The sequence below is a fragment of the Flavobacterium aquidurense genome (genome assembly GCF_001404985.1).
GTDB lineage: Bacteria > Bacteroidota > Bacteroidia > Flavobacteriales > Flavobacteriaceae > Flavobacterium > Flavobacterium aquidurense_B.
Map to the genome: position 1 here is coordinate 420,387 of NZ_JRLF01000010.1, position 25,210 is coordinate 445,596.

Here is a 25,210-nt window from a genome sequence, read left to right on the forward strand (position 1 = left end):
TTAAAAATGATGAAACAAATCAAAACTTTACTAATTGCTGCAATACTAATTTTAGGAGCAAGTAACACAATGAACGCACAGGCTAAGGTAGCTCATGTTGATGTTAGCGAGATTATGTCGAAAATGCCTGCAATGCTAGATGCACAAAATCAACTACAAAAATTAAGTGGGACATACGATGCAGAATACAAAAAAATGGTTGACGAATACCAAGTAAAAATCAAAAAATACGAAGGTGAAGCTGCAACTGTAACTGATGCTGTAAACGGAGAACGTTCTAAAGAAGTTCAGGACATGCAAAAAAGAATCGTTGACTATAGAGACAACGCTCAAAAAGAATTGCAACAAAAAGAAACTGACATCGTGAAACCATTAATGGAAAAAGTTAGAGCTTCTATCCAAAAAGTTGGAAAAGCTAAAGGTTTCCAATATGTATTAGATGGTTCTACTCTTTTATTAGCTGATGGTCCAAACATAACTGCTGATGTAAAAAAAGATTTAGGATTCTAATAAACAGAATTCTTATAAATAAAAAAACTGCTTAAACTTAAAAGTTTTAAGCAGTTTTTTTTTACATTAAATTAAAATTAAAAAACTAAAATATTCGCAGATTTCACTTAAATTGGAATATAAATTTATTTGAAAAAACACTAAATTTGTAGTATGACGAATAACAACCCTATAGGCGTTTTTGATTCTGGTATTGGAGGAACTTCCATCTGGAGCGCCATTCACGACTTGCTTCCAAACGAAAAAACAATCTATTTAGCAGACAGCAAAAACGCTCCTTATGGTCAAAGAACCAAAGAAGAGATTGTTGCCCTGAGCAAAAAAAATGTTGATTTTTTGCTGGAAATGAATTGTAAGCTAATTGTTGTAGCATGCAATACCGCTACCACAAATGCAATTGTAGAACTTCGTTCAACATACAACATTCCGTTTATAGGTATTGAACCCGCAATAAAACCAGCAGCTAATAATTCGAAAACACAAGTAATTGGTATTTTAGCAACCAAAGGAACATTGAATAGTGAGTTATTCAATAAAACAGCTGAGATGTTCCAGAATACCAAAATAATTGAGCAAGTAGGTCATGGACTTGTTCAGCTTATTGAAGATGGAAACCTGAATTCTCCAGAAATGACTCAATTATTAGAATCCTATCTTCAACCTATGATCGATGAAAATATCGATTATCTAGTTTTAGGCTGCAGTCATTACCCCTATCTAATTCCTCAGATCAAAAAAATTCTGCCGGAACACATTCAGATTATTGATTCCGGAGAAGCCGTTGCGCGACAAACTCAAAATGTCCTGCGTGAGAAAGTTGGTTTTACAGATACGCCAAATACAGATCCAATATTTTATGTCAATTCAAATCCTGAAGTTTTAAAATCAATTTTAGAATATAAATATCCCGTTATCGAAAAAGACTTTTAGCATATTAATCTATTTTTCTTTTGATAAACCAAATTCCGTCTAAAGATAAATTAAGCGATATTTTATGGTAATTTTCTTTGATCAGATTATCTGAAATCCTTCCTTTTTGCCCGTATGAATAGGAGACACGTAAAGCCGAATAGGTGTTATCAATAGGCAAAGTAAGCCCGATGGAAATAGCGGCATTATTGATTCTTTTTGCATCGACTTCAAGATAACCGGTATCAAAGTTTGCACCTGCAGCATATTGAACCCTGTCCCAATATTTACGGATATTCTTTTTTGTACTATAGGTAAACCCTAGCGCAAATCGATCCTGATTTACAAAATTTCCGTATAATTCAGATTGATTACTGTCGCTCCATAAACTCTTTTCATAATCCAGTGTCATATTCAAATTGTTTTTAAAGCGTTTACTTACCCCTATTCCCATTTCTAAAGGCATATAATAATCATCTGTATCAGATGCTACATTAGACTCTACAGTAGTAACAACCTCATCATTTACAGTTTGTACCGTTTGAACTTTTGAGGCTTTAATATGACTTGGTAATTTAAAAGTTGTAGCAACGGTAAAAGTTGAATCGATTTTATATTGAGCTCCCAATGTTGCCCTTACACCGCTGTAATTTGTTTTTTTCTGAATACTTGTAATCGAATTCATAATCAGGAAATTTCTATTATCAGTAGTATTCCCAAATAATACAGCCGCAGAAGCTCCTACAGATAATTTTTTTTCAAATCTGTATCCATACGAAAAATCAAAATTATTTAATCCGCCAGTTCCTGTCGCTGTTAAATAGTAATAATCCTGACTATTATCTATAGGCAATTTTAAATTAGAAATTTTAAAAGCTGAACTTGAATATGGCCGTAAAGCCACACTAAATCCTGAATTTTTAGTAACCGGAAAAGCAAAAGCAATATGCGAAAACTGAAAATTATTACGGCTTTCGCTTCTTGAACTGCTTTGATAAGTAGTTGATATAGATTTTCCGCCAATATCAAACATAAAGTGATTTTGGGGTAAATAAGCTAAGGATGCCGGATTTAGATTATTTATAAACGTATCAGACGGTAAAGCAATACCGGAAGAACCAATTGACGGAAGTACTCCGAAATCTGCATCATACAGACTCCCTACACCATACAATGAATATGGTGAACTTGAAACACTTTGAGAAAATGAAGTTATCGACATTAATATGGCGCCACTTAAATATGCAATTTTACTTTTCATTTAATAAGAGATATAATAAATTTTAAGCTGGATTTTATTGTTCAAATGTTTTTGATCTCCCAGGACTACTCTATTTACTGATTTAGAAATTCCCGGTAATGTTAGAATAAGAGATGATTTTGAATCTGATGCTTTTATCATTTCTTTTTGCAAAAAGTTACCCACAGAAACTGTATAACCAACATTTTCATTAAACTCATCAGTCTTTTTATTCAACATACCAAAAACTGCTGTACCTGCTGAATTCACTAATGAACCACTGATCCTATTTAGATTATCGCCTACATAAATCTTTAAGGAATCTGCCAGTGGATATCGTTCTGAATAGGTATTATTAACTGGTTTCAGCAGTAATTGAGCATCGACAATTGTACCTTTTTCAGAAATGTATTTGAGCTGTTTAATATTAGGAAAATCAATCCTGCAAGCCACTCCTGTACCAGATTGAATAAATCCCTGCTGATTTGTTAATACGCTTGACAACTTACTACTTGAGACAGGTAAATTCTGAAGGAGAGTTCCTGTTTTATCTAATGAAATAGAATTGAATTGCTTTGTGGCATCTAAAATCGTAAAATCTAATATAAAAGGAACCTCTTCAGTATCTGCCTGATATTTTGAATAATACAACCTTACTTTACTTGTTGCGACGTGAAAACCAATAACACTCGAAGAATTAGAAGTTGATGGTACCAGAACGAGACCTTTTAAATATTCATTGAAACTATCAAAATCAGTAATTTCTCTTTTCTTTAATTTCTGAAATAAAGCTGCTCCAAATGCATCGCTCATTTTAATATTTACGGAATCCTTTTCTGTTGGCCTTGGCCTGTACGAAATTGTTCCCAGACTTTCATCATTATAACTTAAAGCTGAGTTATTATAAAAATTATTATCATCAGTATTTGGTTTGACTCTTTGCGTCAATCGATGAATATCAAATGTCTGCACTTTTGTGGTATCACCATAATAATAGTTATCATATTTTAGGATCATAGCAATAGAGTCGAACACATAATTGGTTGTTTCTGTATCAGATCCACTACTGTTTAATGTATATGATTCTGAAGCTAATTGAAAATAACTGTTTGATTTTACTTTACCGTAAATGGCGTCATCATAATTGCCAATCAGGATTCTGCTTTGATTGGAAGTAACAAGAGAATCAAAATTTATCGTAGACATGTCGACTGTTACTGTATCGATTAAAATAACTTTATTGCCTAGAGCTAAATAATCAGATCCAACAACAAATTCGCCGGCATCAGAATCAGTTCCGCATGAGATGACGGTAACTGCTAAAAATAACATCAATATAAACTTGTGCATAATCTATTTTTTGAACAAATATAAAATGCACGCTTCTGCATTACACTATAACATATACAGTCACGTGTTTTTGCACTATAAATGGCAAAAAACTATCTACAATAGATTAATCGCGGGCAATACTTCATTCAACCTTAAAAAAGGCTGTTTAGTCTATTAAAAAGTGTCATACATATATCTTCTTTTTTTTTAAACCATTGGCCTCCTACTTTTGAACCAATAAATAAGTAATGAAAACAAGGTTTTTAATTTGTTCGATTTTTTTGATTTCAATTTTCAATATGAAAGCTCAGGAGAACTTTTCGGTAAATATGAGTGTAAAAACAGCGCCTACTAATCAGATAGATTTTAATGAAACCAATATAAGTGTCTCATTTAATAAAAAAGCAGGAAGTAAAAGCACCCTAACAAATACATTAGAATATTCGAATTTGAAAGTAAATTATGAATTAGGCACCTATAAAACATATCAGAATTTGGATGGATTTAATATGATTCAGGATAAGTTTCAATTTTCTCATGAGTTATCAGACAGAACAAGTTTAAACTTTTCTATTACTCCAATGGTAAATTTCCAAAGCAATTTAGACGCATCTGATTTCTCTATATTGGGAAGTTTTGAGATCAAACAGCAATTAAATTCAAAAACAAATATCAGCATTGGTGCAGCAAGAGCAACTGTTTTTGGGTTACCAAAATTCATACCTGTTTTGGCCTTAAATTATAGAATAAACAATGAAAACTCTTTACTGATTGGTTTTCCGGATTCGAAAATTTCATACTCCAATAATAGTAGAAATAACTTTAGCCTGAGTAATAGTTTTAATGGTAATTTTTATCATTTAGATCCACAAAACAATCTGGATCATAATGCTTCAAAAGTTAGTTTATCTCAAATGACTTCGGCTATTGAATATGAAAGAAATGTAGACAAAAACTGGTTTCTGAATTTTAAAGCAGGATATGATTTTGACAAAAAATACAATCTGATCGATAATGAAAATCATAAAGTTTATGATTTTAATGCCGGCAACGGTTATGTTTTAGGAATTGGCATCAAATACAAACAATAAATAAATTTAATACACTATGAATAATTTTAAAAAAGGAATATTATTCGCGGCATTGTTTTCAAGTCTGGTTTTTATAGGCTGCAGCAACGACGACGACGATGATGATTTAATGGGGAACTGGGTTAAAAAATCAGCATTTGATGGCCCTGCAAGATCTAGTGCTACCAGTTTTGTTATTGGAGATTATGCTTATGTAGCAACAGGTTATACTGGTGATGTTTATTTAAAAGATTTATGGGCTTATAATTCTACCGGTGATTATTGGGAGCAAAAAGCAGATTTCACAGGTGTTGGCAGAAGTTCTGCTTCTAGTTTTGCTCTTAACGAAAAAGGATATATTGGTCTTGGTTATGATGGAACAAATAAATTGAAAGATTTTTACCAATACGATCCAACAAGCAATAGCTGGACTCAAAAAACTGATTTTGCAGGAACGGGCCGTTATGCTGCCGTAGGATTTCAGGCTGGAGGAAAAGCTTATTTTGGAACTGGATATGACGGAAATTATCTTAAAGATTTCTATCAATACAGTGATGTAACAAATACATGGACACTTGTAAACGGATTTAGTGGCAATAAAAGACGTAATGCCACTGCGTTTGTAATTGCTGATAAGGTTTATTTAGGAACCGGAATAAACAATGGCGTTTATCAGGAAGATTTCTGGGAGTTTGATCCTGCCACTGATGTCTGGACCAGAAAACGTGATATCGACAAGGACACTGATGATGATTACAGCTATAATGACGATTATGCAATTGTACGTTCAAATGCTTCGAGTTTCTCTATGAACGGATTGGGATATGTTGTGGGTGGAGAAAGCATTAAGACAATCTGGGAATATAATCCTGCTACAGATTTATGGACAGAAAGAACTCCAATGGAAGGAGCCAGCAGAACAGATGCCGTAGGTTTTGCGATCAATAATCGTGGTTTTTATATGTTAGGAAGAGTGGGTTCTACTTACTTTGATGACGCATGGGAATTTAAACCTTTAGAAGAGCAAAACAGCGATGATAATTAATATGAAAAAACAATTCTTCTGGAGTAAAATCCAGAAGAATTTACTGTTTATTTTATTGGTTTTACAATTTACTGCTTGTGTAAAGCATGAGAAATTTAAAAGTACATCCTTTAAAACCACAACAGGCTGGGGATATACGGTTGCCTTTAAAAATAAAATCATCATCAAACAATCTGTTATTCCGGTAATAAATGACACTAAAAGTTTTTCAACAGAAAGCGACGCCTTAAAAGTGGCCAATTTAGTGACTGAAAAACTCAATCATAAGATATCACCAACGGTAACCAAAAATGATTTAATTTTATTAAAAATAAAATTATAAATGACACTAGATACCATTAAAAATACAAGCTCAAATAAAATTTTATTCCATTGCATTATATGGGTTTTCTTTATTCTGACTTCACTAATTCAGTTTTATGAAAGTCCGTTTAGGATCAATAATGACTTTTATGTACAATGGTCTACCGGAATTCTGCTGTTTTATCTGAACTATTTTTATTTGGTTCCAGCGTTACTTTTAGAAAAAAAATACTGGCTTTATTTTGTATTTGTATTTTCTCTCATTTTACTTTTTATGATTATCCGGATTAATTACTTTATTCCTGAATTTAGGCATACAAGACCCGCAATGGGCCCTCCTCCTGAAGATCTTAAATTAATATTTAAAGGAAAGCGCGTCAGAGCTATAATGGCCACCAGACAGCCATTGTTTTTTAAAATTGGTCCTTCATTTTTCTATATCTTAATCATTACTATTAGTGCTATTATTAGAACATTAACCGAATTTTATAACAATCAACAAAACAAATTAATTGCCGAAACCCATAGAACAAATACTGAATTGATTTATTTGCGTAAACAAACCAATCCGCATTTTTTATTCAATTCCTTAAATAGTATTTATTCTCTGGCACATAAAAAATCTGATTTGGTCCCTGATGCCATCGTAACATTATCAGAATTAATGCGCTATATGCTGTATGAAACAGATAATAAAACGGTGGCTTTAGAAAAGGAAATCAATTACATCCAGAATTATATTGAGCTGCAAAAACTACGACTCAATAATATCGAAGACATTGTTATCAATGTTCATGGCGATACGCGCAACAAGTTTATTGAACCTTTATTATTGATTTCGTTTGTAGAAAATGCCTTTAAATATGGAACTGATTATAAAGGCGCGGCACATGTAAAGATCAAAATTTTTATTCTGGAAAACAGTCTTGATTTCTGGATCGAAAATACGATTGAAAACTATGTTAAAGATCCTGAAAATTCAGGAATAGGTTTGGTAAACATTCAAAACCGACTTGATTTGCTTTATCCAAATGCGCACGAACTTAAAATCACTCAGGATAATGAATATTATCGCGTGCATTTGAATTTAAAATTAGATAAAATTCAAACTTCAATACATTAAACATAACGGATTATGGACAGAAAAAAATTCATCAGAAATGGTATTTTAGGAATTGCATCGTTAGCAACAGCTTCTAAATTGTTAGAATCCTGTTCTAAAAGTGATAATGATGATAGTGGTACAAATTCTTCAGATGATGGAAGCTGTACTGTTTCCCCATCAGAAACTAAAGGTCCGTTCCCGATCAAAACACCGAGCCAATTGGTTTTAGAAAACATAAAATCTGATCGTGTTGGAGTTGCTTTGCTGATTAACTTAGTTATCGAAAACAAAAACAATAATTGTTCACCGCTTTCCGGTATTTTAGTTGATGTTTGGCATTGTGATAAAGATGGAAATTATTCAGAATATGGCGGAACCTCAATGCAGCAGACAGATTATACTGCTGTTCATTTTTTAAGAGGCAGACAAACCACAAATTCTAAAGGAGAAGTTTCGTTTATTTCGATTTTTCCGGGTTGGTATCAAGGCAGGGCGCCTCATGTTCATGTAGAAGTTTTAAGCAGTAGCGGATCTTCGTTATTGGTGACGCAAATTGCATTTCCTGAAACTATTTCAAGTACCGTTTATTCGAGTACAAATTATGCTGCTCACGGTCAGGCTGATACTTCTAACACTAAGGACAATGTGTTTTCTGATAGTTTAGCAGATGAATTAGCAACCTTAACCGGCAATCTAACAGATGGTTATACTTTAAGCAAAACAATAACCGTAAAAAACGGATAATTTAAGTTCAACCAGTATTTTATGATAATTTTAAAACTTATTTTACTGGTTTAAAACTACTTTTGAGCACCAAGCCAAATTTTAAATCTAAAACTTCAACAAATGAAATGTGTAATTATAGACGATGAACCTTTAGCAGTTGAATTATTAGAAGATTTTGTTCGAAAGGTAGATGCGCTGGAACTTATCAGTACTTTTAATAATGCTATTGATGCCGTTTCATTTATCAATCAAAATAATGTCGATTTAATTTTTCTGGACATTCAGATGCCGCATTTTTCAGGAATTGATTTCTTAAATACGATCGAAAAGAAGCCTTTGATCATTTTTACAACTGCTTTTTCTGATTATGCTGTTGAAGGTTTTAATCTTGGTGCTGTAGATTATTTAGTAAAACCCATCCCTTTTCATCGTTTTTTAAAATCAGTAGTGCGTGCACAACAAATTTTAAATCCAACTGCTAATGTCCAGGCCATTTCTGAAAATACAACTGCGCCGGAATTAGAACAGGATTTTATGTTTGTAAGAGCTGAATATGAAAATGTAAAAATGAATTTTTCGGATATTTTATTTATCGAAGGCCTAAAAGATTATGTCAAAATATACACCACGGATAATAAATTCACACTGACATTAATCAGTCTAATAAAACTGGAAAACTTACTTTCAAGCAAAGGTTTTTCCCGAATTCACAGGTCATATATCATCAATATAAAACATGTAAAATCAATTCAGAAAAATAAAGTTTTGATCAGTGATAAAAGAATACCAATTAGCGAAAGTTATAAAAATGCCTTTTTTGAAAGAATAAATTTGTAGTTTATTCTTCGTTCTTAAACCATCCGGAATACATTACATAATTGTTTGAAATACGCTCAATTTCGCCGGCAAAGTCAGATTGATCAATGTCTTTTACTTTTTTTGCAGGAACACCGGCATAAATAGTTCCTGATGCTACAACAGTATTTTGTGTTACAACGGCTCCGGCAGCGATAATAGAATTACTTTCTACAACACAATTATCCATCACAATAGCGCCCATACCAATTAAAACATTGTCATGAATTTTACATCCGTGAACAATTGCGTTATGTCCTATCGAAACATTATTACCTATAATCGTTGGATGTTTTTGATACGTACAATGAATAATTGCACCATCCTGAATATTTACTTTATTGCCAATTGAAATAAAATTGACATCTCCACGAATTACAGCATTGAACCAAACACTGCAAGAATCACCAAAAGTAACATCACCAACAATTGTAGCATTTTCAGCAACATAACAGTCCTCAGGAATCGAAGGCGTTTTTCCGTTTACAGATTTAATAAGCATAATAAAAATTTAGTTAATAGCCGGACAATTACAATCGTAACGTTCCCTTTTACAAAATAAATTGATACCCAAAGTAATTTGATGGTATCCTCCTGTATCGAATTTAACATCGCCCGTAACTTGTGAATAGGTATAAGCAAACATGAAATTCTTATAATTAATACCAATTATTGGCGTAATGTATTGCAGTTTTTGAGCTGCAACACCGCTTGTAGTACTATATTCTGTACCATCAAAGCTTCTTCTATAGGATAATGCTGCCCATAAGCTTCCAAAATCCATGCTTTTGTATGCTTTTAAGTTTAAATCGACAGATTTCTCTTTTGTCTTATCAAATAACTGAAATAAAACTGAAGGTTCCCAGGTAATCATATTTCTTTTGCCAAAAACATATCCTGCACTTAAAAGAAACTTTCTCACATTATCGCTTTCGTAATCTGTATATAATTCACGTCTGGTTTCAAGCAATCCCTGAACCGTTGCATGCGCATAAAAATCAAGATAATTATACGAAGCTCCAAGATCCATATTAAAATAGGAATCTTTTTGAATCTGCCCAAAAACTATGGGGTCAAATGTGCCTCCAAATTTAGTTTCATCGAGCTGACTCTGAATAACGCCTCCACTAATACCAAACGAAAGTTGGTTTAAATCGAGTTCATCCCTGGAAAACATAATATGATGTGCATAAGTAAGCTTTACTCCTTTTTGTGAATGATATCCATTTTTATCATTAAAAATAATAATTCCTGCTCCCGACCTTTCCCCTATTCTCCCATTAAAAGTTAAGGTTTGAAGTGTAGGTGCATCTTCCTGACCAAACCACTGTTTTCTGGCTGTCAATCTAATTTTTGCACAATTGGCTGCACCGGCCATTGACGGGTGAATCAAGTAATAATTATCTGATAAATAATCCGAATAAACAGGTATTCCTTCTTGGGAATAAGAATAAAATGTTGTTATTAAAAAAATAAATAAAACCTTGATCCTAAATTCCATAAAGGCAATTTTGTTTAAATATATTTCTGACTCTTATAATTTAATACGATTTATTTGAAAAGAGTCTTAATTATTTTATTAAAAAATCAAATATAGGTATTAGTAGAAAATAACTTTACTAAATTTGTGGAAAATTACAAATCATGACAAAAATCACCATAAAAGAAACTCAAAATCCAACTATACTAAAGTTTGAATTTGAAGATTTCATCACGCAAAATCAAAATTTTGAATTTAAAAATATTGACGAAGCACAATCATCACCTTTAGCACAACAATTATTTTATCTTCCGTTTGTTAAAACAGTATATATTTCAGGTAACTTTATTGCGATCGAAAGATATAGCATCGTAGAATGGGATGATGTAAAAGACGCTGTTGCTGAGCAAATTGAATCTTTTGTTGAAAAAGGTGGCGTTATAATAAAAGTTGACGAAAATCAACCTAAAAAACAACCTATTACCGTTTATGGGGAAACAACTCCAAATCCTTCTGCTTTAAAATTTGTGGTAAGCAGAATGTTGACCAGAAATGCTGTTGAATATAAAAACATTGATCAGACGGCTTCTTCTCCATTAGCAAAAGAATTGTTCAAATTTCCTTATGTAAAAGAAGTTTTTATTGATGAGAATTATATTTCGGTAACTAAATATGATGTTAACGATTGGGATGAAATCACTTTGGAAGTTCGAACTTTTATCAAACAATTTATTGAAAATGGCGGAACAGTTTTAGATGAAAATTTAATTGAAGTTGCTACAAAAAATGATATTACCAAAGACGAAGCATTTGATAAGTTAGATGTTACCTCTCAGCAAATTATTAATATATTAGAAGAGTATGTAAAACCGGCAGTTGCGGCTGATGGAGGAAACATTGCTTTTGATTCTTATAACGAGAATGATAAAACGGTTAAAGTAATCCTGCAAGGTGCTTGCAGCGGTTGTCCTTCTTCTACTTTTACATTAAAAAGCGGAATCGAAAATATGCTGAAAAGTATGCTAAACGATGAAGCAATAAAAGTTGAAGCAGTAAATGCATAATATTTTATTCTAAAAAATACAGAAAGCGTCTCAAATGGGACGCTTTTTTATTTTATTCCTATCTGCTTAATTTTCAATAAATTATTAGATCATAATGAGATAAAAATAGTTAATATTGTATTCTAAACTAATCAATATAAAACTATGGGATTATCTTCATTTTTCAAGAATTTATTTGGCACAGCCAAAGATTCTGCTTCAGATTTAACAACAGAAGCCGAGGTTAAATTTGAGCAAGCTAAAGAAGCAGCCGCTCCTTACATTGAGAAAGCAGAGACTTTTGCTGAAGAAACTATCGCAAAAGCAAAAGAAGCTGCAGAACCAATATTAGATAATGCCGTAGAATATGCCCATAAAGCAAAAGACATTGTAAGCGAATATGTCGAAAAAGCTTCGGATTCTTTAAGTGATGTAATCGATTCTGTAAAAGAAAAAACAACTGAAGTTTCCGGCGAAACAAAAACTGCTGTTGCAGAAACCACAACAGATGCCAGTGAAAAAACAGAAACTATAATAGAAAAAAATATCGATCCCATTACGGATAAGGAATAAAGACATTTTTTCTAATAAAAATAAAATATCTCTATATTTGCACCACTAATATGCCTTCTCTTTGAGAAGGTTTTTTTATTCGAAAAAACATGAACATGAATCCAGATCAAATTAGCAATTATGTCACTAAATTTATTGACGTATTAGTTGATTATGCACCTAAATTAGTCTCTGCGTTTATTATTTTGTTTGTTGGTATTTATGCCATCAGATTAATAAACAGGGTTATTACAAAAGTAATGGTTCAAAGAAATTTAGATCCTACTTTAACAAAATTTCTCTCGGACATCCTGATATGGGCACTCCGTATTTTATTATTTGTAACTTTTATTTCAAAACTCGGTATTGAGACTTCGTCATTTGTTGCTATCTTAGGAGCAATGGGACTTGCGGTAGGTTTATCATTGCAGGGTTCTCTTTCTAATTTTGCGGGAGGAATGTTAATTATCGTTTTCAAACCTTTTAAAGTTGGCGATACAATCGAGGCACAAGGTGTTATTGCAACTGTAGTCGAAATTCAAATTTTTGTTACTAAGATGCTTACGGGTAATAACCAGACTGTTTTTGTACCTAATGGAGCTTTGTCAAACGGAACAATAATCAATTATTCGATGCAGGGAGAAAGAAAAGCTGATTTGACATTTTCTATTTCTTATGACTCAGATATCAAGAAAGCAAAAGAGGTTCTTTTAGATGTTTTAGTCAAAAATCCAAAAGTACTTAAAACTCCTGCACCAGAAGTTTTTGTCAAGAATTTATCTGCCAGTTCTATAGATTTTGCTGTACGCCCGTGGGCAAAAAATGCTAATTATGGAGCTGTTTTTTCTGAAACACTTGAAAATTGCAAAATAGCCCTTGATGAGGCCGGAATTTCAATTCAGCCTTTTACACTTCAAAAATAAATGTTTTATTGCTTTTTTGATGGTGGTGCCATCATGAAGTCTTTTAAATAATATGGTTCAAAATAAGCGACATCTACAGTGTCGCTTTTTTGATATTTATCATAACTGATTTTACTCATTGCAGCGGCTGAAGGAAATTTGATTTCTTCTAAAAATACAAAGTTTTCTTTTGTTAGAACCGGTTTGCATTTATCTGCACAATCACCCACGAAATAGACTATCTCACTATAATCTGCAAAGGAATCCTGTGTTATAACTTCTGCTTCGATTGCTCTTTCAACTTCTAATGCAGCATTAAAAACTTCACTGTAAACTTCCATTCTTCTTGCGTCAAGCATTGGAATAATTTTTCCGTCAGAAACGTTTGCCTGCGACGCTAAAGTGTGCAGTGTATCAATTGCTAGTAAAGGTATATTTAAAGCAAAACACAGCCCTTTTGCTGCTGATACCCCTATTCGTAAACCAGTATATGAACCTGGTCCCTGACTTACTGCAACAGCATTTAGATCCTGAATATTTAGTCCTGCTTCTGTTATTACTTCTTCGATAAAAACATGCAGCTTTTCAGCATGTGAATAGCCTTCTTCAGCAATTTCTTTACATACAATTGTTTCTCCATTTTTAGCAATGGATACGGAGCAATTTTTAGTAGCAGTTTCTATATTAAGTATAAAAGACAAGGTGTTTATTTTTAAAATTAATTATTTATGTCATCCTGAGCGTCCCTAATTCTCAGAATGCTCAGGATGACAATATCTTTAAAGAAATTCTATATTATTTCTTAGGTAAATCAGCTTTTTTAAGTTTTACTTTATCGCCGGAGTTTAATTCTTTAGAAACCGTTGTGTAAGGTCCGGTAATTACAACATCGCCGGTTTGTAATCCTGAAAGGACTTCAATATTCGTATCGTCCTGAATTCCTGTTTTAATGATTCTGATTTTAGCTTTATCGCCTACTTTTACAAAAACACATTCGAATTTTTTATCGCTTTTCGGTGCTGTTTTTTTGTCATCCTTAGGTTCTTCTACTTTAAAATCTTTTACGGCAGTGGTATCAGATTTTACTACAACAGAACTAATTGGCACTGCCAAAACATTGTTTTTAGTTCTTGTAATAATATCAACAGTCGCAGTCATTCCAGGTCTAAAAGGTGAATAAGTGCTTGGCTGGCCTTCTAATAAATCCTGATATGATTCTTTTAAAATACGTACTTTAACTTTAAAATTAGTAACCTGATCTGAAGTTAAAGTTGTACTTGCTGAGTTAGAAATACTGGTTACAGTACCTTTAAATTTCTTTTTTAGATAAGCGTCAACTTCAACATTTGCTTCATCACCAATTTTTACTTTTACAATATCATTTTCGTTAACATCAACTTCAACTTCCATATTGTTCAGGTTTGCTACTCGCAAAAGTTCTGTTCCTGCCATTTGCTGTGTTCCAAGAACTCGTTCTCCCAACTCTACATTTAAAACAGAAATTGTTCCGGCTGCCGGTGCATAAATTAAGGTACGTCCTAAATTATCTTTGGCTTCGGTTACAGATGCAGATGCACTTTGAACATTATAGTAAGAACTTTGTTTTGTCGCTTTTGCCACTTCAAAAGTAGCAATTGATTTATCCCAGTCAGACTTAGAAATTACGCCTTTGTCATAAAGTGTTTTATTACGCTCGTAACTTGCTTTTGCTTCTTTATAGTTTGCTTCTGATTGTGTTAAGCTCGCTTTGGTACCGGATAAATTTGCAACAGATCTGTCTAATCCTGAAGTATACAAATCCGGGTTTATTTTTACCAGTAAGTCTCCTTTTTTAACAACCTGACCTTCTTTTACATTCAATGCAATAATTTCACCTGAAACCATTGATGAAAGTTTTACTTCGATTTCCGGTTGAATTTTACCTGTTGCTGAAACTGTTTCAACGATTGTTGAAGCAGCTACTTTTGAAACTTCTACTTCTTTTCCTTCATCCTTATTTCCTATTACTCCTGCTTTCGAAAGAGCAACTAAAGCTATTATAAGAACTAATGCACCGCCAAGTAAGAAATAAATTGTTTTTTTTGACATAATAAATTATTTTGTGATAATTGGGACAATTGGAATTCCAAAGTAGAATTCAAGTATTTTTATTTTAAAAATGTAATCATATTTTGTTCTGATAACGTCTGACTGTGCATTGGTTAACAATGTTTGTGCCTGCGTAAAATCAAATGAATTCATTAAACCTACATCATACTTTTCTTTAGCATAATTATAAGCTTGCTGTCTTGCTTCTAACGTTACTGTTGATGATTCATATGCATTTAATGCGCCTTTAGCATCTGTAAAAGCTGTATAAACGTTACGTTGCAAATCTAAACTTTTTTGTTCTAAATCTATTTTAGATTTCTCTAAACTTACTTTACTGCGCTCTACATTATTTCTAACAGAAAAACCATTGAATATTGGAACGTTTAACTGAAAACCAAAATTGTGTCCTTTATTATCACTAAACTGATCTAAAACTGAATGTGGTCCTGAATAAACCGGATTTCCGTTACCATCTGTTCCTATAAGTCTGTCACTATAACTTGCACTTGTACTAAATTGGTAAAAACCTCTAAGTGTTGGCTGAAAAGCACCTCTTGCAATAGCAACGCTTTTTTCTGCAATTTCAAGGTTTGTCTGAGCCAGTTTTAATTCTGTTCTAATTTCTTTTGCTTTTGCGTAAATATCAACTGGAGTTTGTGCCATGATATTATTCTCATCTTTTGCATTTGTATCGTCAATTACATCAAAATCCGCAAACTCTTTTAATTGTAAAAGCTGTGCCAGACTCAATTTAGAGATTAACAAATTATTTTCAGCGACAATAATCGCCTGTTGATCTGTTGCTTCAGTAGCCTTTAAATCATACAAATCGCCACGCGGAATTGTTCCTGCATTCACCATTTCTTCTGAACGTGCCAAACGTTTTTGATCAATAGATAATTGCTCTTTTTTTACTTTTAAATTTTCTTTATTAAAAAGAATTTCCAAAAATGCATTTGCTACATTCAGTGAAATGTCTTCCTGCATTTTCAAAAGTTGATATTGAGACGCTATAATAGAAAGTTTGGCTCTTCTATAAGTGTTTTGATTTTGCAGACCTTTATAAATATCAACACCTGCATTAACGCCTAATGAAGAATATTGCGTTGTTTGGGTAGTAGCAATATTGGTAACAGGGTTAACGTTCAAACCAATATTCCAGGAGTGTGAAGCACTTCCGCTTACTGATGGAAGATAACTCCCTAATGCTCCTTTTTTATCAATTGCAGCATTTTTTACATCTAGCTCTGATAATTTTATTGTGATATTATTATCTAATGCATAACGTACGCATTCTTCTAATGTCCATTGTTTTGATTGTGCCTGAGTCGATAAACCAAAACCGAACAGCATGGCAAAAACAAGACTATTATATTTATTTATTTTCATATATTTTGAATGAAAGCATAGCAAGATGCTACGCAAATTTAACAATTTTTAAATCTCAAAAACTCTTTATACTTTCAAATTATTTTTTTTCTCCTTCATTGATCAAACCCTGATTCCAGATCTTAATTTTATCTGAATCCTTTACCCCGCTTTTAATCTGAACATAAATTCCGTCACTAACTCCTAAAACTAAATCTCTTCTTTCAAATTTTTGTGGAGCTGTTTCTATTTCAACATATGGCTTTTGAGTTTTTTTGTCAAATTGAACTAATGATTCTTTGATTGCTAATGTTTTTTCTGCTTTGTCTAAAATAATAGAAGCATTTGCACTTAAACCGGCTCTGATAAATGTTGCATCCCTATTTTCAAGAGAAGCTTTAATTTCAAACTGAATAGCACCATTTTCAACAACTCCCTTTGGAGCTATATCAGTTAAAACAGCATTGAATTTTTTATTTTCAATTGCTCCGACTGTAATCTCGATTGGCATTTTCTCTTTTACTTTACCAACTTCAGATTCGTCAATTTTTCCAATAAAAATCATTCTTCCAACATCTGCAACACTTGCAATTGTTGTTCCTTCATTAAAGTTATTACTTTCTATAACCTGGTTTCCTACCTTTACCGGAACTGCCAATACCATTCCGTTAACCGTTGAACGAATTAAGGTGTTGGCATAATTTCCTAATGATGTAGTTGTTCCTGTTTTTACGATATCCAAACTTTGTTTAGCAGCCTGATAGTTTTGTTTGGCTTGTGTATACGCTAATTGCGCTGCATCAAAATCGTTTGCAGAAATTACCTCTTTATCAAACAACGTTTTTTGTCTTTTATAGATTTTTTCCTGATTATCCAAAGCAATTTTAGCTGTTTGCACCTGATTTTGAGTGTTGCTTACATTTGATACATTCGCTACAACTCTAATTTTGGCAATCATATCCCCTGCCTTGATTTTCTCTCCGGCTTTGATATACACTTCTTCAATAATACCTGAAATATTAGGTTTGATTAAGACCTCTTCATCAGGCTGAATGTTACCAGTTGCAATTGTAGTTTTTACGATTGTTTTAATCTCTGCTTTTTCAGTTTTAAAGACAATTGGGGACTCTTGATTTTTGGCATACAAATAATACAGTGCGCCAAAGAAAACTATAGCAATAAAGATTAAAATGGTTACGGTTATTCCTTTTTTCATTTTGTTTTTGGTTTAATCGATTATTTTTGATTGATAATTTATTCTGTACGTAAAGCGTCTACGGGCTTTACATTAATTGCAGTCTGCGCCGGGATAAATCCTGCCAGCAAACCTGATCCTACTAATATTATTAAGGCAACAAATACAACTCTTAAATCTACGCTTGGGTTGGCAAACATCATATTACTATCCGGCGGCATAGAATCTAATATCATATTTAAGATTGCAATAACTCCGGTTGCAACGGCAATACCAAGCATTCCTGAAATAATCGTCAAAAAGATGGACTCAGACAAAATCTGACCACGAATAGCTCCCGGTGTTGCTCCTAAAGCTCTTCGAATCCCAATTTCTTTTGTACGCTCTTTAACCACAATAAGCATAATATTTGAGATTCCGATAACCCCTGAAATCAGAACCAAAGTTCCTACAAAATAAGCAATGATTTGTAATATATTAAACAAACTTTGCACTTTATTATATTGTTCATATAAATCGAAGTTTCCTACAGCACGATCATCCTTTGGGTTTATGGAATGCAGGATTTTTATCTGTTCTAAAATTTTTGGTTTCAAATCTGTAATAGAAACTTCATCTCTTGATGTAATGGCCATCCAACCCACTTTATCACCATAATTAAAAGCCTGCTGAAAAGTAGTAAAGGGTAAAAAGATATTTTTTTGTTCCTGTTCTGCGTTTCCACCGGTTCTTTTTGAGTTGTAAACCCCAACTACCATAAAATTGATTCCGTTGACTTTTATGTAAGTTCCCACGGCTTCTTCTTCTTTTCCGTATAATTCACTAATAACACCTTTTCCTATTACAGCTATTTTTCGTCTTTCCTTAATATCCTGTTGGTTTATAAAACGTCCTTTTATGATATCCATTGGTTGTTGCTTGATCAATTCAGGATAATCTCCATAAATGGTAAACGCCGAAGTTTTTGTACCACGAACGACATTATTTGTTCCGTTAAAATCCCCTAATTGATTACGTGGCGAAACATATAACAAATCTGGTAAAGCGGCTCTTAATGCTGCCACATCACTATTTCTAAAATCGTATTTTCGTACTTTAGGCAAACCTTTGTAAGCTTTTGAAGTGGTTTGACTCCACATAAACATGGTATTTGTGGCTATTCCGTCAAAATCTTTTTTTACCCCGTTCTCTAAACCATTTCCTGCAGCCAGTAATATTACCAGAATAAATATTCCCCAAAATACACCAAATGCCGTTAAAACCGTTCTAAAAACGTTGGCTGTTAAAGCCTGCAAAATTTCATCCCAATTATCTTTCTTAAACATAATTATTCGTCTCTAAGTGCTACAATAGGTCTAATTTTGGCTGCTCGATATGCTGGAAAAAATCCTGCTAATGCACCGGCAAACACCAGTAAAACAAGTGTTGTCAAAGCCACACTAAAATCGACCTCGGGATTTCTAAAATATTCACTCTGAACCATTGGCCCAACAAATTCTAATAATAACAAACTGGCCAGCAGTCCAACAAAGCCTGCAATAGTGGTAATAAATATGGATTCATGAAGTATCATCGAAATAATAGAAAAAGGGGATGCGCCCAAAGCTTTTCTGATTCCTATTTCCTTAGTTCGTTCTTTAACTATAATAAGCATGATATTACTTACCCCGACAACTCCGGCAATAATGGTACAAATACCAACCCACCAGAAAAATAATTTGATATAGAGGTTTAAATCATAATACTGTTTTGCTTCTTGTACAGAGTTATAAATTCCAATCGCGCTGTCATCATCCGGGGCAATAATGTTTTTACTTTTTAATAGCTCCCTTACATTATTTGTAAATTGCTTAGATTGTGCGAGTGCTTCGTCATAATCTGCTTTTTTATTTAAAACGAACATCATTCCTGTAATTTTATCTCCACCTCCATAAGCACGCTGAATAGTGGTCATAGGCATATACAAACGGGTCTCTTCTCTCTCTCCCGAAGGATCTGTAAAGACTCCAATTACTTTAAAATTAATTCCGTTTACTGAAATTTCTTTTCCAATCGCGTCTTCTTCCTTAAATATATCCTGCTTAAGTTTTAAACCTATTGCAGTCACTTTTTCATTGTTTTTTAAATCATTATCGTTTAAAAATCTTCCTTGAATTATAGTTCCGTTTTCTATGTCTAAATAATCAGGATTTACTCCTCTGTATTGATAGTTTCCAGATTCTTTACCGTAGGTTACGATTACACCACGGGTAATATTTGTAGCAGATTTTTTATCGATTTGATCCCCAAATTTCATTACCGGAAGATCATAATCGCTATTTCGCAGCTGCACTTGTCTTCCCGGATTCAATCCTTTATATTCTTTTGTAGTTGTATTGGTCCAAATTTCGATAATTCCTACAGCATCATTTTCGAATTGTTTCTGAATTCCGTTCTGAAGTCCTTTACCTGCACCAAGCAAAATCACCAAAATAAAAATACCTGAAGCCACAGAAATTCCGGTAAGAAATGTTCTTAGTCGGTTTTTAGAAATTGCTTCAAATATTTCCTGCCAACGCTCAATATTAAACATAAGATGCCGCTCTAACTTGTTCTACCAATTTATCATCTATAATTAATCCGTCTTTCAGGACCACATTTCTTTTGCACATCGCAGCAATATCCGGTTCGTGCGTAACAATTAAAATTGTTTTTCCTTCATCGTTAATTCCCTGAATAAGTTCCATAACTTCATAAGAGGTTTTAGTATCCAAAGCTCCTGTTGGCTCATCTGCCAGCAAAACTTTTGGGTTTGAAGCTAATGCACGGGCAATTGCAACACGTTGTTTCTGACCTCCCGAAAGTTCATTTGGTAAATGGTGAGAATGCGAACCCAAACCTACTTTCTCTAAATATTTCATAGCAATTTCATAACGTTCTTTTCGCTTTATACCTTGATAGTATAAAGGCATTGCAACATTATCAAGTGCCGTTTTGTAGTTTATTAAATTGAAAGACTGAAATACAAATCCCAAAAATTTATTGCGATATCTTGAAGCTATCGTTTCGTTTAGATTCTTTATTGGAGTCTTATCTAAAATATAACTGCCTGAATCTGCTTCATCAAGGATTCCCAGAATATTTAAAAGCGTAGATTTTCCAGATCCGGATGATCCCATAATTGCCACTAATTCGCCTTCCTCGATATTAAAATTGATTCCTTTTAACACGTGTAATTCTGAACTTCCCATTTTATAGGATTTATGTAAATCTTTGATTTCGATCATGGTACTGTTAAATTTTAAAACAATAATAACATTTTTTATAAGTAATTTATGGTAAAAAAACGTTAATAATTCCGCTTAGTTATTACAATAAGACTCAATTCTATATCAATTGTTACACTTTTTTAAGATAATATAATTGTTTTCTTAATTTTGCATCACTTAAAAAATCTTAACGATGAAGTTTTTTTCAATTCTATCTCTGTTTACAGCACTTACGCTGCTTACAAGCTGTTCTACATCTCAAAAATTAGAAACTTTAAAACCGGAACCAGACGATGCAAGTCCACTGGTTTATGACGCAAATCCGTCCTTTATCAATTTACCTATAACGGTAAAACTCAATGACATTCAAAATCAAACCAATTCTTTACTGAATGGTTTAATTTATGAAGACAATAATATTGAGGATGATGATATCGAAATGAAAATCTGGAAACAGGCTCCTATCAAAATTCAGAATGATCCTGCAAATCCGGATAAAAAGATAAAAACAATTTTACCATTAAAAGCCACCGTAAAATACCGTATTGGCACCAAAAAACTTGGTGTTGATCTTTACGATATTAGAGAATTTAACTTAAATGGTGTGATTACTTTATCCAGTGAAGTAGCTTTGACCAACTGGAAACTCAATACAAAAACTGAGTTCAGATCATTAGACTGGAACGAAAGCCCAACAATGCTTGTATTTGGAAAAAGTATGCCAATAACTTATTTAGTAAATCCGGCAATTTCTATTTTTAAATCAAAAATTGAAAAGAAAATAGACGAAGCAATCGAAAAATCAATGGATTTTAAGCCGAACGTTTTATCGGCGTTAGAAAAAATATGTACTCCGTTCAAGATGAGCGATACATATGAAAGCTGGTTAAGAATTGTGCCTGTCGAAGTTTACTCTACAAATGCAAAACTCAAGAATGATTTGTTTTTGTTAGACATGGGAATGAAATGTAATATGGAAACCATTGTGGGCAAACAACCCGAATCTAAATTCAATGCCAGTAAAATTGTTTTGAAGCCGGTAGCAAAAATCCCAAATCAAATTTCAGCTAATATTGCAGCGATATCAACTTATATTGATGCTTCGAAAATCATGACCACAAATTTCGCAGGACAGGAATTTGGTTCCGGAAGCAAAAAAATTACGGTAAAAAATGTTTCTATCTGGCATAAAGATGGCAAGATGGTTATTGCTCTTGATGTTTTAGGTTCTATAAACGGAACACTTTACTTAAACGGATTTCCGCAATATAATGCTCAAACAAAAGAGATTTACTTTGAAAAACTCGATTATGTTCTGGATACAAAAAGCAAACTAATGAGAACAGCAAGCTGGTTGGGCCAAGGCTATATATTAAGAAAAATGGAAGAAAGCTGTCGATATTCGATTCAGCCAAATTTAGAAGAAGGAAAAAAAAGCATGGCGGCTTATCTCAAAAACTATTCACCAATGCCGGGCGTTTTCGTAAATGGGAAAATAGAAGATATCCAGTTTGATAAAATCCAGTTGACCAATCAGGCGATTATCGCTTTTATAAAAATAAACGGGACTGTAAATGTCTCTGTGGACGGATTGAAATAATAAAGCAAAAAAAAAGCAGAATAATTATTCTGCTTTTTTCTTTTTTGATTGGTACATTCTGTAAATCAGATATCCAATTATGGCAACGAGTAAATAAGGAATCACCATCAAATACACTATTCCGTTATTTACTGCCTCGGCTTTTTTTACATTCGAATCTCCTGCAAGTGCAGCGCGACACATCGCACATTGGGCACTAGCCGCGAGAGAAAAGAAAAAAGAGAATAGAATATAAATATATTTAGTCGACGAGCTTCTCTTTATATTATTCCCCACATTTTCCAATCTATTTTCTTTATTCTTTATTCTATTTTCCATTTTAAACATAATAAGGAGAAATCATTAAGTAAACCACTACGCCAGTAACCGCAACATACAGCCAAAGTGGAAATGTTATTTTAGCTATTTTTCTATGTCTGTCAAAACGTTGTGCAAGAGCTCTTACATAAGTAATTAGTACTAAAGGAATTATTGCAATAGACAATAAGATATGAGTCACCAAAATAAAGAAATAAACATATCGTATTGCTCCTTCTCCACCAAATTTAGTAGAATCAGCTGTCATATGATATGCTACATACATTACTAAAAAAGCAACCGAAAGTGCAATAGCAAAAGTCATTAAACGTTCGTGAAGTTTTTGTTTTCCGTTTTTAATAGCAATTACAGCCCAGACCAAAACAATCGCTGTAATACCGTTTGTGGTAGCGTAAATAGGAGGAAGAAAGGAAAGCGGTTCTACATTGATCCCAAAATCTTTTAATTTAACTCCAAATAAAATTGCCACTACAACGGGAATAATGATTGAAACTGCAACAATAAGTTTGCTGTATTTTTTTTCTAATGAATGATCTTCCATTTTTATTCTTCTAATAATATTTTAATATCTTCCTGAATATCTCTAACTCCTTTTTTATCCAATCCGTCATAATAGATGTTTGGATTCCCAAATTCATCTTTTCTGCAGCGAATATTTCCATCTTTATCAATTAAGGCAAACAAACCGGAATGCTCAAAACCACCACTTACTTTATCATTCTCACCAGCATAAAGATTAAAGCCTTTGTTTGATAAATCCATGATAGTAGCTTTATCACCTGTCAGGAAATTCCAGTTAGAAGACTTTACACCTAATAACTTGGCATGATCTTTTAAAACTTGTGGTGTATCATGTTTAGGATCGATAGTAATGGAAACAATCCCGAAATTTGGATTACCAAAAAATGTTTTTTCAATTTCTAACATGCTTAAATTCATCTTAGGACAAATTGATGGGCAAGTTGTAAAGAAAAATTCCAAAACATATACTTTACCTTTATAAGTTTCATTAGAAATTTTAGCATTATCCTGATTTGTTAAATCAAATTTAGGTGCCGGTCCTATTGTCATAAGTTTCGCATCAGACTTAGACCCTTTTAATCCCACATTATCTAAACGGTTACCTTTTACAACTTCACCATTTGTTATTCTGTCAATAATTTTAGGCACAGCATAAATCCCGAAGATTAAAATAATAAACGAAATTCCGATATATGATTTATTTTTAAACATGATATAAAGATTAAAGTTGTTTTGTTGCGTTGTGATTCTTTTTTAATGCTGCACGATATTCATATAATATGATTTTAAAATCATCAAGCATTTCGTTACTCAACTCAGAAGGATGAAAAGTATTATATCCTTCTTTATATTCATCTTTATCTTTTCTACCTCTTAGATTTCTTTCCTTGTCTACAATATAAACATTTGAAGTTCCCAGATTCTGATCTAATTTTCCTTTTAGATGCAATTGTTCATGATAGGCTTTAATTTCATCAGGAGAAGCAAAAATAAAATGCCATCCTGAAACATCTGTAAAAGCACCTAAAGATTCTACAATTTTCTCTGCATCTTTCTCTGTTCCCAAAGGGCAGACAACTACAAATTGTAAATCTTTGAATCCGTTGTAACGCTGATATATTTTTTCGTTTAGATTGAAGAAATTCCCTCTGTTTTTTAAAATCTCATTTCCTGAAAAACCAAGAATGGTAATTTTATTATCTAAGGTTACTTTTTCCCCTTTAAGGGATTTCCAATTACCAAAGTCGGCAATTTTAGGAGTTATTGTTGGAAGTTTAGTAAAGCTATTTACACCAGAAGCAAAAAACAAATAGGCTACAATTGGCAAAACAAAAAGTACAAAGAGAACTATATTTTTTTTCATTTTATTACCGGAAGTTATTGAGGTACAAAAATAAAAAAATCCCGATGTTATCGGGACTCTTTTCGAATTAATATCATGTTAAAAATTCCATTTAATAGTAGAATCTTTAAAAACCCCATAAATATAATGTCCTTCTGTTAGCAGAATAAACAATAAATATAAAACTAGGAAAATAACTGGTGAAACAACTGACCATCTAAGGCTGCTTTTTTCACCTTCCATGTGCATAAATGCCCATACTATATAATATGCTTTGAATATTGTAAGGATATAAAATATCCAGTTCAACAAATTCAAACCTACAAAATGATTAAACTCTAATGATGCTGGTTTTATAATACCCAGAATAACTTCTACTGTAGTTACTGCTGATAATAATGCAAAAACAAACCAGATTCTTTTTGTATTTGATACGTGTTCGTGTGACATAATA

28 protein-coding genes are annotated in these 25,210 nt (G+C 32.8%); 12 read left to right on the forward strand and 16 right to left on the reverse strand.

Annotated features, from left to right (window positions below; all coding sequences use genetic code 11):
• The first annotated feature begins 6 nt into the window (after positions 1-6).
• Positions 7-510 carry an OmpH family outer membrane protein gene (locus RC62_RS10280; RefSeq protein ID WP_198529562.1) on the forward strand — a complete coding sequence of 168 codons (504 nt, stop codon included), beginning with the start codon at positions 7-9 and terminating at the stop codon, positions 508-510.
• A gap of 153 nt (positions 511-663) precedes the next feature.
• On the forward strand, positions 664-1,440 hold the full coding sequence (gene murI / locus RC62_RS10285; protein WP_055095120.1) for a glutamate racemase: 777 nt from the start codon (positions 664-666) through the stop codon (positions 1,438-1,440).
• A gap of 4 nt (positions 1,441-1,444) precedes the next feature.
• On the opposite strand, the gene RC62_RS10290 is transcribed toward murI, so the two are convergent.
• Positions 1,445-2,680 carry a hypothetical protein gene (locus RC62_RS10290; protein ID WP_055095121.1) on the reverse strand — a complete coding sequence of 412 codons (1,236 nt, stop codon included), beginning with the start codon at positions 2,678-2,680 and terminating at the stop codon, positions 1,445-1,447.
• Complete coding sequence (locus RC62_RS10295) at positions 2,681-4,009, reverse strand: DUF4270 family protein (RefSeq protein WP_055095122.1); 1,329 nt, start codon at positions 4,007-4,009, stop codon at positions 2,681-2,683. It abuts the gene before it with no gap.
• A 281-nt stretch (positions 4,010-4,290) separates the two neighbouring features.
• On the opposite strand from RC62_RS10295, the gene RC62_RS10300 reads away from it, so the two are divergent.
• From RC62_RS10300 to RC62_RS10325, 6 genes are all read left to right on the forward strand, one after another.
• A complete protein-coding gene (locus tag RC62_RS10300) occupies positions 4,291-5,082 on the forward strand; it encodes a DUF6268 family outer membrane beta-barrel protein (RefSeq protein ID WP_245176810.1) in 792 nt (263 codons plus the stop codon).
• Positions 5,083-5,098: 16 nt separating this feature from the next.
• Complete coding sequence (locus tag RC62_RS10305; protein ID WP_055095124.1) at positions 5,099-6,106, forward strand: Kelch repeat-containing protein; 1,008 nt, start codon at positions 5,099-5,101, stop codon at positions 6,104-6,106.
• Position 6,107: 1 nt separating this feature from the next.
• The gene (locus RC62_RS10310) at positions 6,108-6,428 is read left to right on the forward strand and encodes a DUF4907 domain-containing protein (RefSeq protein ID WP_245176811.1); all 321 of its coding nucleotides are present in this window, start codon (positions 6,108-6,110) and stop codon (positions 6,426-6,428) included.
• Positions 6,429-7,532, forward strand: coding sequence for a sensor histidine kinase (locus RC62_RS10315; protein ID WP_055095126.1), 1,104 nt, complete (start codon positions 6,429-6,431; stop codon positions 7,530-7,532).
• Between the two features lie 12 nt (positions 7,533-7,544).
• Positions 7,545-8,258: an intradiol ring-cleavage dioxygenase gene (locus tag RC62_RS10320; protein WP_055095127.1), complete on the forward strand. Its 714-nt coding sequence runs from the start codon at positions 7,545-7,547 to the stop codon at positions 8,256-8,258.
• Positions 8,259-8,360: 102 nt separating this feature from the next.
• A complete protein-coding gene (locus RC62_RS10325; RefSeq protein WP_055095128.1) occupies positions 8,361-9,077 on the forward strand; it encodes a LytR/AlgR family response regulator transcription factor in 717 nt (238 codons plus the stop codon).
• A 1-nt stretch (position 9,078) separates the two neighbouring features.
• On the opposite strand, the gene RC62_RS10330 is transcribed toward RC62_RS10325, so the two are convergent.
• Positions 9,079-9,597, reverse strand: coding sequence for a gamma carbonic anhydrase family protein (locus RC62_RS10330; RefSeq protein ID WP_055095129.1), 519 nt, complete (start codon positions 9,595-9,597; stop codon positions 9,079-9,081).
• 9 nt (positions 9,598-9,606) lie between these two features.
• The gene (locus RC62_RS10335) at positions 9,607-10,596 is read right to left on the reverse strand and encodes a type IX secretion system membrane protein PorP/SprF (RefSeq protein ID WP_055095130.1); all 990 of its coding nucleotides are present in this window, start codon (positions 10,594-10,596) and stop codon (positions 9,607-9,609) included.
• A 143-nt stretch (positions 10,597-10,739) separates the two neighbouring features.
• Here RC62_RS10335 and RC62_RS10340 point away from each other — a divergent pair, with 143 nt between their 5' ends.
• The 3 genes from RC62_RS10340 to RC62_RS10350 all read left to right on the forward strand — a co-directional run bounded on the left by RC62_RS10340 (position 10,740) and on the right by RC62_RS10350 (position 13,093).
• Positions 10,740-11,639 carry a NifU family protein gene (locus RC62_RS10340; RefSeq protein ID WP_055095131.1) on the forward strand — a complete coding sequence of 300 codons (900 nt, stop codon included), beginning with the start codon at positions 10,740-10,742 and terminating at the stop codon, positions 11,637-11,639.
• Between the two features lie 144 nt (positions 11,640-11,783).
• A complete protein-coding gene (locus RC62_RS10345; RefSeq protein ID WP_055095132.1) occupies positions 11,784-12,191 on the forward strand; it encodes a hypothetical protein in 408 nt (135 codons plus the stop codon).
• Between the two features lie 89 nt (positions 12,192-12,280).
• Complete coding sequence (locus RC62_RS10350) at positions 12,281-13,093, forward strand: mechanosensitive ion channel family protein (RefSeq protein ID WP_055095133.1); 813 nt, start codon at positions 12,281-12,283, stop codon at positions 13,091-13,093.
• Between the two features lie 5 nt (positions 13,094-13,098).
• Here the strand turns inward: RC62_RS10350 and tsaB are convergent, their stop codons facing one another.
• The 7 genes from tsaB to RC62_RS10385 all read right to left on the reverse strand — a co-directional run bounded on the left by tsaB (position 13,099) and on the right by RC62_RS10385 (position 20,992).
• On the reverse strand, positions 13,099-13,773 hold the full coding sequence (tsaB, locus tag RC62_RS10355; protein WP_055095134.1) for a tRNA (adenosine(37)-N6)-threonylcarbamoyltransferase complex dimerization subunit type 1 TsaB: 675 nt from the start codon (positions 13,771-13,773) through the stop codon (positions 13,099-13,101).
• Positions 13,774-13,867: 94 nt separating this feature from the next.
• Positions 13,868-15,160: an efflux RND transporter periplasmic adaptor subunit gene (locus RC62_RS10360; RefSeq protein WP_055095135.1), complete on the reverse strand. Its 1,293-nt coding sequence runs from the start codon at positions 15,158-15,160 to the stop codon at positions 13,868-13,870.
• Between the two features lie 6 nt (positions 15,161-15,166).
• Positions 15,167-16,552 (reverse strand): TolC family protein, encoded by a 1,386-nt coding sequence (locus RC62_RS10365; protein ID WP_055095136.1) that lies wholly within the window; start codon positions 16,550-16,552, stop codon positions 15,167-15,169.
• A 79-nt stretch (positions 16,553-16,631) separates the two neighbouring features.
• Positions 16,632-17,747: an efflux RND transporter periplasmic adaptor subunit gene (locus RC62_RS10370; protein ID WP_055095137.1), complete on the reverse strand. Its 1,116-nt coding sequence runs from the start codon at positions 17,745-17,747 to the stop codon at positions 16,632-16,634.
• A gap of 38 nt (positions 17,748-17,785) precedes the next feature.
• Positions 17,786-19,051 (reverse strand): ABC transporter permease, encoded by a 1,266-nt coding sequence (locus tag RC62_RS10375; protein WP_055095138.1) that lies wholly within the window; start codon positions 19,049-19,051, stop codon positions 17,786-17,788.
• A 2-nt stretch (positions 19,052-19,053) separates the two neighbouring features.
• On the reverse strand, positions 19,054-20,298 hold the full coding sequence (locus tag RC62_RS10380; RefSeq protein WP_055095139.1) for an ABC transporter permease: 1,245 nt from the start codon (positions 20,296-20,298) through the stop codon (positions 19,054-19,056).
• The gene (locus RC62_RS10385) at positions 20,291-20,992 is read right to left on the reverse strand and encodes an ABC transporter ATP-binding protein (protein WP_055095140.1); all 702 of its coding nucleotides are present in this window, start codon (positions 20,990-20,992) and stop codon (positions 20,291-20,293) included. The genes RC62_RS10380 and RC62_RS10385 overlap by 8 nt, the downstream gene beginning before the upstream one ends.
• A gap of 175 nt (positions 20,993-21,167) precedes the next feature.
• Between RC62_RS10385 and RC62_RS10390 the strand changes: the two genes are divergently transcribed.
• Positions 21,168-22,574: a DUF4403 family protein gene (locus RC62_RS10390; protein ID WP_055095141.1), complete on the forward strand. Its 1,407-nt coding sequence runs from the start codon at positions 21,168-21,170 to the stop codon at positions 22,572-22,574.
• Positions 22,575-22,598: 24 nt separating this feature from the next.
• Here the strand turns inward: RC62_RS10390 and RC62_RS10395 are convergent, their stop codons facing one another.
• The 5 genes from RC62_RS10395 to RC62_RS10415 all read right to left on the reverse strand — a co-directional run bounded on the left by RC62_RS10395 (position 22,599) and on the right by RC62_RS10415 (position 25,206).
• Entirely contained in the window at positions 22,599-22,892 is a 294-nt protein-coding gene (locus RC62_RS10395; protein ID WP_410501012.1) for a hypothetical protein, read from the reverse strand.
• Between the two features lies 1 nt (position 22,893).
• Positions 22,894-23,433: a DUF420 domain-containing protein gene (locus tag RC62_RS10400; RefSeq protein ID WP_055095143.1), complete on the reverse strand. Its 540-nt coding sequence runs from the start codon at positions 23,431-23,433 to the stop codon at positions 22,894-22,896.
• A 2-nt stretch (positions 23,434-23,435) separates the two neighbouring features.
• Positions 23,436-24,125 carry an SCO family protein gene (locus tag RC62_RS10405; protein WP_055095144.1) on the reverse strand — a complete coding sequence of 230 codons (690 nt, stop codon included), beginning with the start codon at positions 24,123-24,125 and terminating at the stop codon, positions 23,436-23,438.
• A 10-nt stretch (positions 24,126-24,135) separates the two neighbouring features.
• The gene (locus tag RC62_RS10410; protein ID WP_055095145.1) at positions 24,136-24,777 is read right to left on the reverse strand and encodes a hypothetical protein; all 642 of its coding nucleotides are present in this window, start codon (positions 24,775-24,777) and stop codon (positions 24,136-24,138) included.
• Between the two features lie 78 nt (positions 24,778-24,855).
• Positions 24,856-25,206, reverse strand: coding sequence for a cytochrome C oxidase subunit IV family protein (locus tag RC62_RS10415; RefSeq protein WP_055095146.1), 351 nt, complete (start codon positions 25,204-25,206; stop codon positions 24,856-24,858).
• Positions 25,207-25,210: the final 4 nt, after the last annotated feature.

What these genes read in the sequence shown, in the direction of transcription:
- RC62_RS10400 (WP_055095143.1), bottom strand. Translation starts at nt 23,433, where the DNA reads ATGGAAGATCATTCATTAGAAAAAAAATACAGCAAACTTATTGTTGCA.
- RC62_RS10300 (WP_245176810.1), top strand. Translation starts at nt 4,291, where the DNA reads ATGAAAGCTCAGGAGAACTTTTCGGTAAATATGAGTGTAAAAACAGCG.
- RC62_RS10415 (WP_055095146.1), bottom strand. Translation starts at nt 25,206, where the DNA reads ATGTCACACGAACACGTATCAAATACAAAAAGAATCTGGTTTGTTTTT.
- RC62_RS10370 (WP_055095137.1), bottom strand. Translation starts at nt 17,747, where the DNA reads ATGAAAAAAGGAATAACCGTAACCATTTTAATCTTTATTGCTATAGTT.
- RC62_RS10365 (WP_055095136.1), bottom strand. Translation starts at nt 16,552, where the DNA reads ATGAAAATAAATAAATATAATAGTCTTGTTTTTGCCATGCTGTTCGGT.
- RC62_RS10290 (WP_055095121.1), bottom strand. Translation starts at nt 2,680, where the DNA reads ATGAAAAGTAAAATTGCATATTTAAGTGGCGCCATATTAATGTCGATA.
- RC62_RS10325 (WP_055095128.1), top strand. Translation starts at nt 8,361, where the DNA reads ATGAAATGTGTAATTATAGACGATGAACCTTTAGCAGTTGAATTATTA.
- murI (WP_055095120.1), top strand. Translation starts at nt 664, where the DNA reads ATGACGAATAACAACCCTATAGGCGTTTTTGATTCTGGTATTGGAGGA.
- RC62_RS10385 (WP_055095140.1), bottom strand. Translation starts at nt 20,992, where the DNA reads ATGATCGAAATCAAAGATTTACATAAATCCTATAAAATGGGAAGTTCA.
- RC62_RS10360 (WP_055095135.1), bottom strand. Translation starts at nt 15,160, where the DNA reads ATGTCAAAAAAAACAATTTATTTCTTACTTGGCGGTGCATTAGTTCTT.
- RC62_RS10380 (WP_055095139.1), bottom strand. Translation starts at nt 20,298, where the DNA reads ATGTTTAATATTGAGCGTTGGCAGGAAATATTTGAAGCAATTTCTAAA.
- RC62_RS10410 (WP_055095145.1), bottom strand. Translation starts at nt 24,777, where the DNA reads ATGAAAAAAAATATAGTTCTCTTTGTACTTTTTGTTTTGCCAATTGTA.
- RC62_RS10330 (WP_055095129.1), bottom strand. Translation starts at nt 9,597, where the DNA reads ATGCTTATTAAATCTGTAAACGGAAAAACGCCTTCGATTCCTGAGGAC.
- RC62_RS10405 (WP_055095144.1), bottom strand. Translation starts at nt 24,125, where the DNA reads ATGTTTAAAAATAAATCATATATCGGAATTTCGTTTATTATTTTAATC.
- RC62_RS10390 (WP_055095141.1), top strand. Translation starts at nt 21,168, where the DNA reads ATGAAGTTTTTTTCAATTCTATCTCTGTTTACAGCACTTACGCTGCTT.
- RC62_RS10295 (WP_055095122.1), bottom strand. Translation starts at nt 4,009, where the DNA reads ATGCACAAGTTTATATTGATGTTATTTTTAGCAGTTACCGTCATCTCA.
- RC62_RS10305 (WP_055095124.1), top strand. Translation starts at nt 5,099, where the DNA reads ATGAATAATTTTAAAAAAGGAATATTATTCGCGGCATTGTTTTCAAGT.
- RC62_RS10335 (WP_055095130.1), bottom strand. Translation starts at nt 10,596, where the DNA reads ATGGAATTTAGGATCAAGGTTTTATTTATTTTTTTAATAACAACATTT.
- RC62_RS10375 (WP_055095138.1), bottom strand. Translation starts at nt 19,051, where the DNA reads ATGTTTAAGAAAGATAATTGGGATGAAATTTTGCAGGCTTTAACAGCC.
- RC62_RS10340 (WP_055095131.1), top strand. Translation starts at nt 10,740, where the DNA reads ATGACAAAAATCACCATAAAAGAAACTCAAAATCCAACTATACTAAAG.
- RC62_RS10280 (WP_198529562.1), top strand. Translation starts at nt 7, where the DNA reads ATGATGAAACAAATCAAAACTTTACTAATTGCTGCAATACTAATTTTA.
- RC62_RS10315 (WP_055095126.1), top strand. Translation starts at nt 6,429, where the DNA reads ATGACACTAGATACCATTAAAAATACAAGCTCAAATAAAATTTTATTC.
- RC62_RS10345 (WP_055095132.1), top strand. Translation starts at nt 11,784, where the DNA reads ATGGGATTATCTTCATTTTTCAAGAATTTATTTGGCACAGCCAAAGAT.
- RC62_RS10310 (WP_245176811.1), top strand. Translation starts at nt 6,108, where the DNA reads ATGAAAAAACAATTCTTCTGGAGTAAAATCCAGAAGAATTTACTGTTT.
- RC62_RS10320 (WP_055095127.1), top strand. Translation starts at nt 7,545, where the DNA reads ATGGACAGAAAAAAATTCATCAGAAATGGTATTTTAGGAATTGCATCG.
- RC62_RS10395 (WP_410501012.1), bottom strand. Translation starts at nt 22,892, where the DNA reads ATGGAAAATAGAATAAAGAATAAAGAAAATAGATTGGAAAATGTGGGG.
- RC62_RS10350 (WP_055095133.1), top strand. Translation starts at nt 12,281, where the DNA reads ATGAACATGAATCCAGATCAAATTAGCAATTATGTCACTAAATTTATT.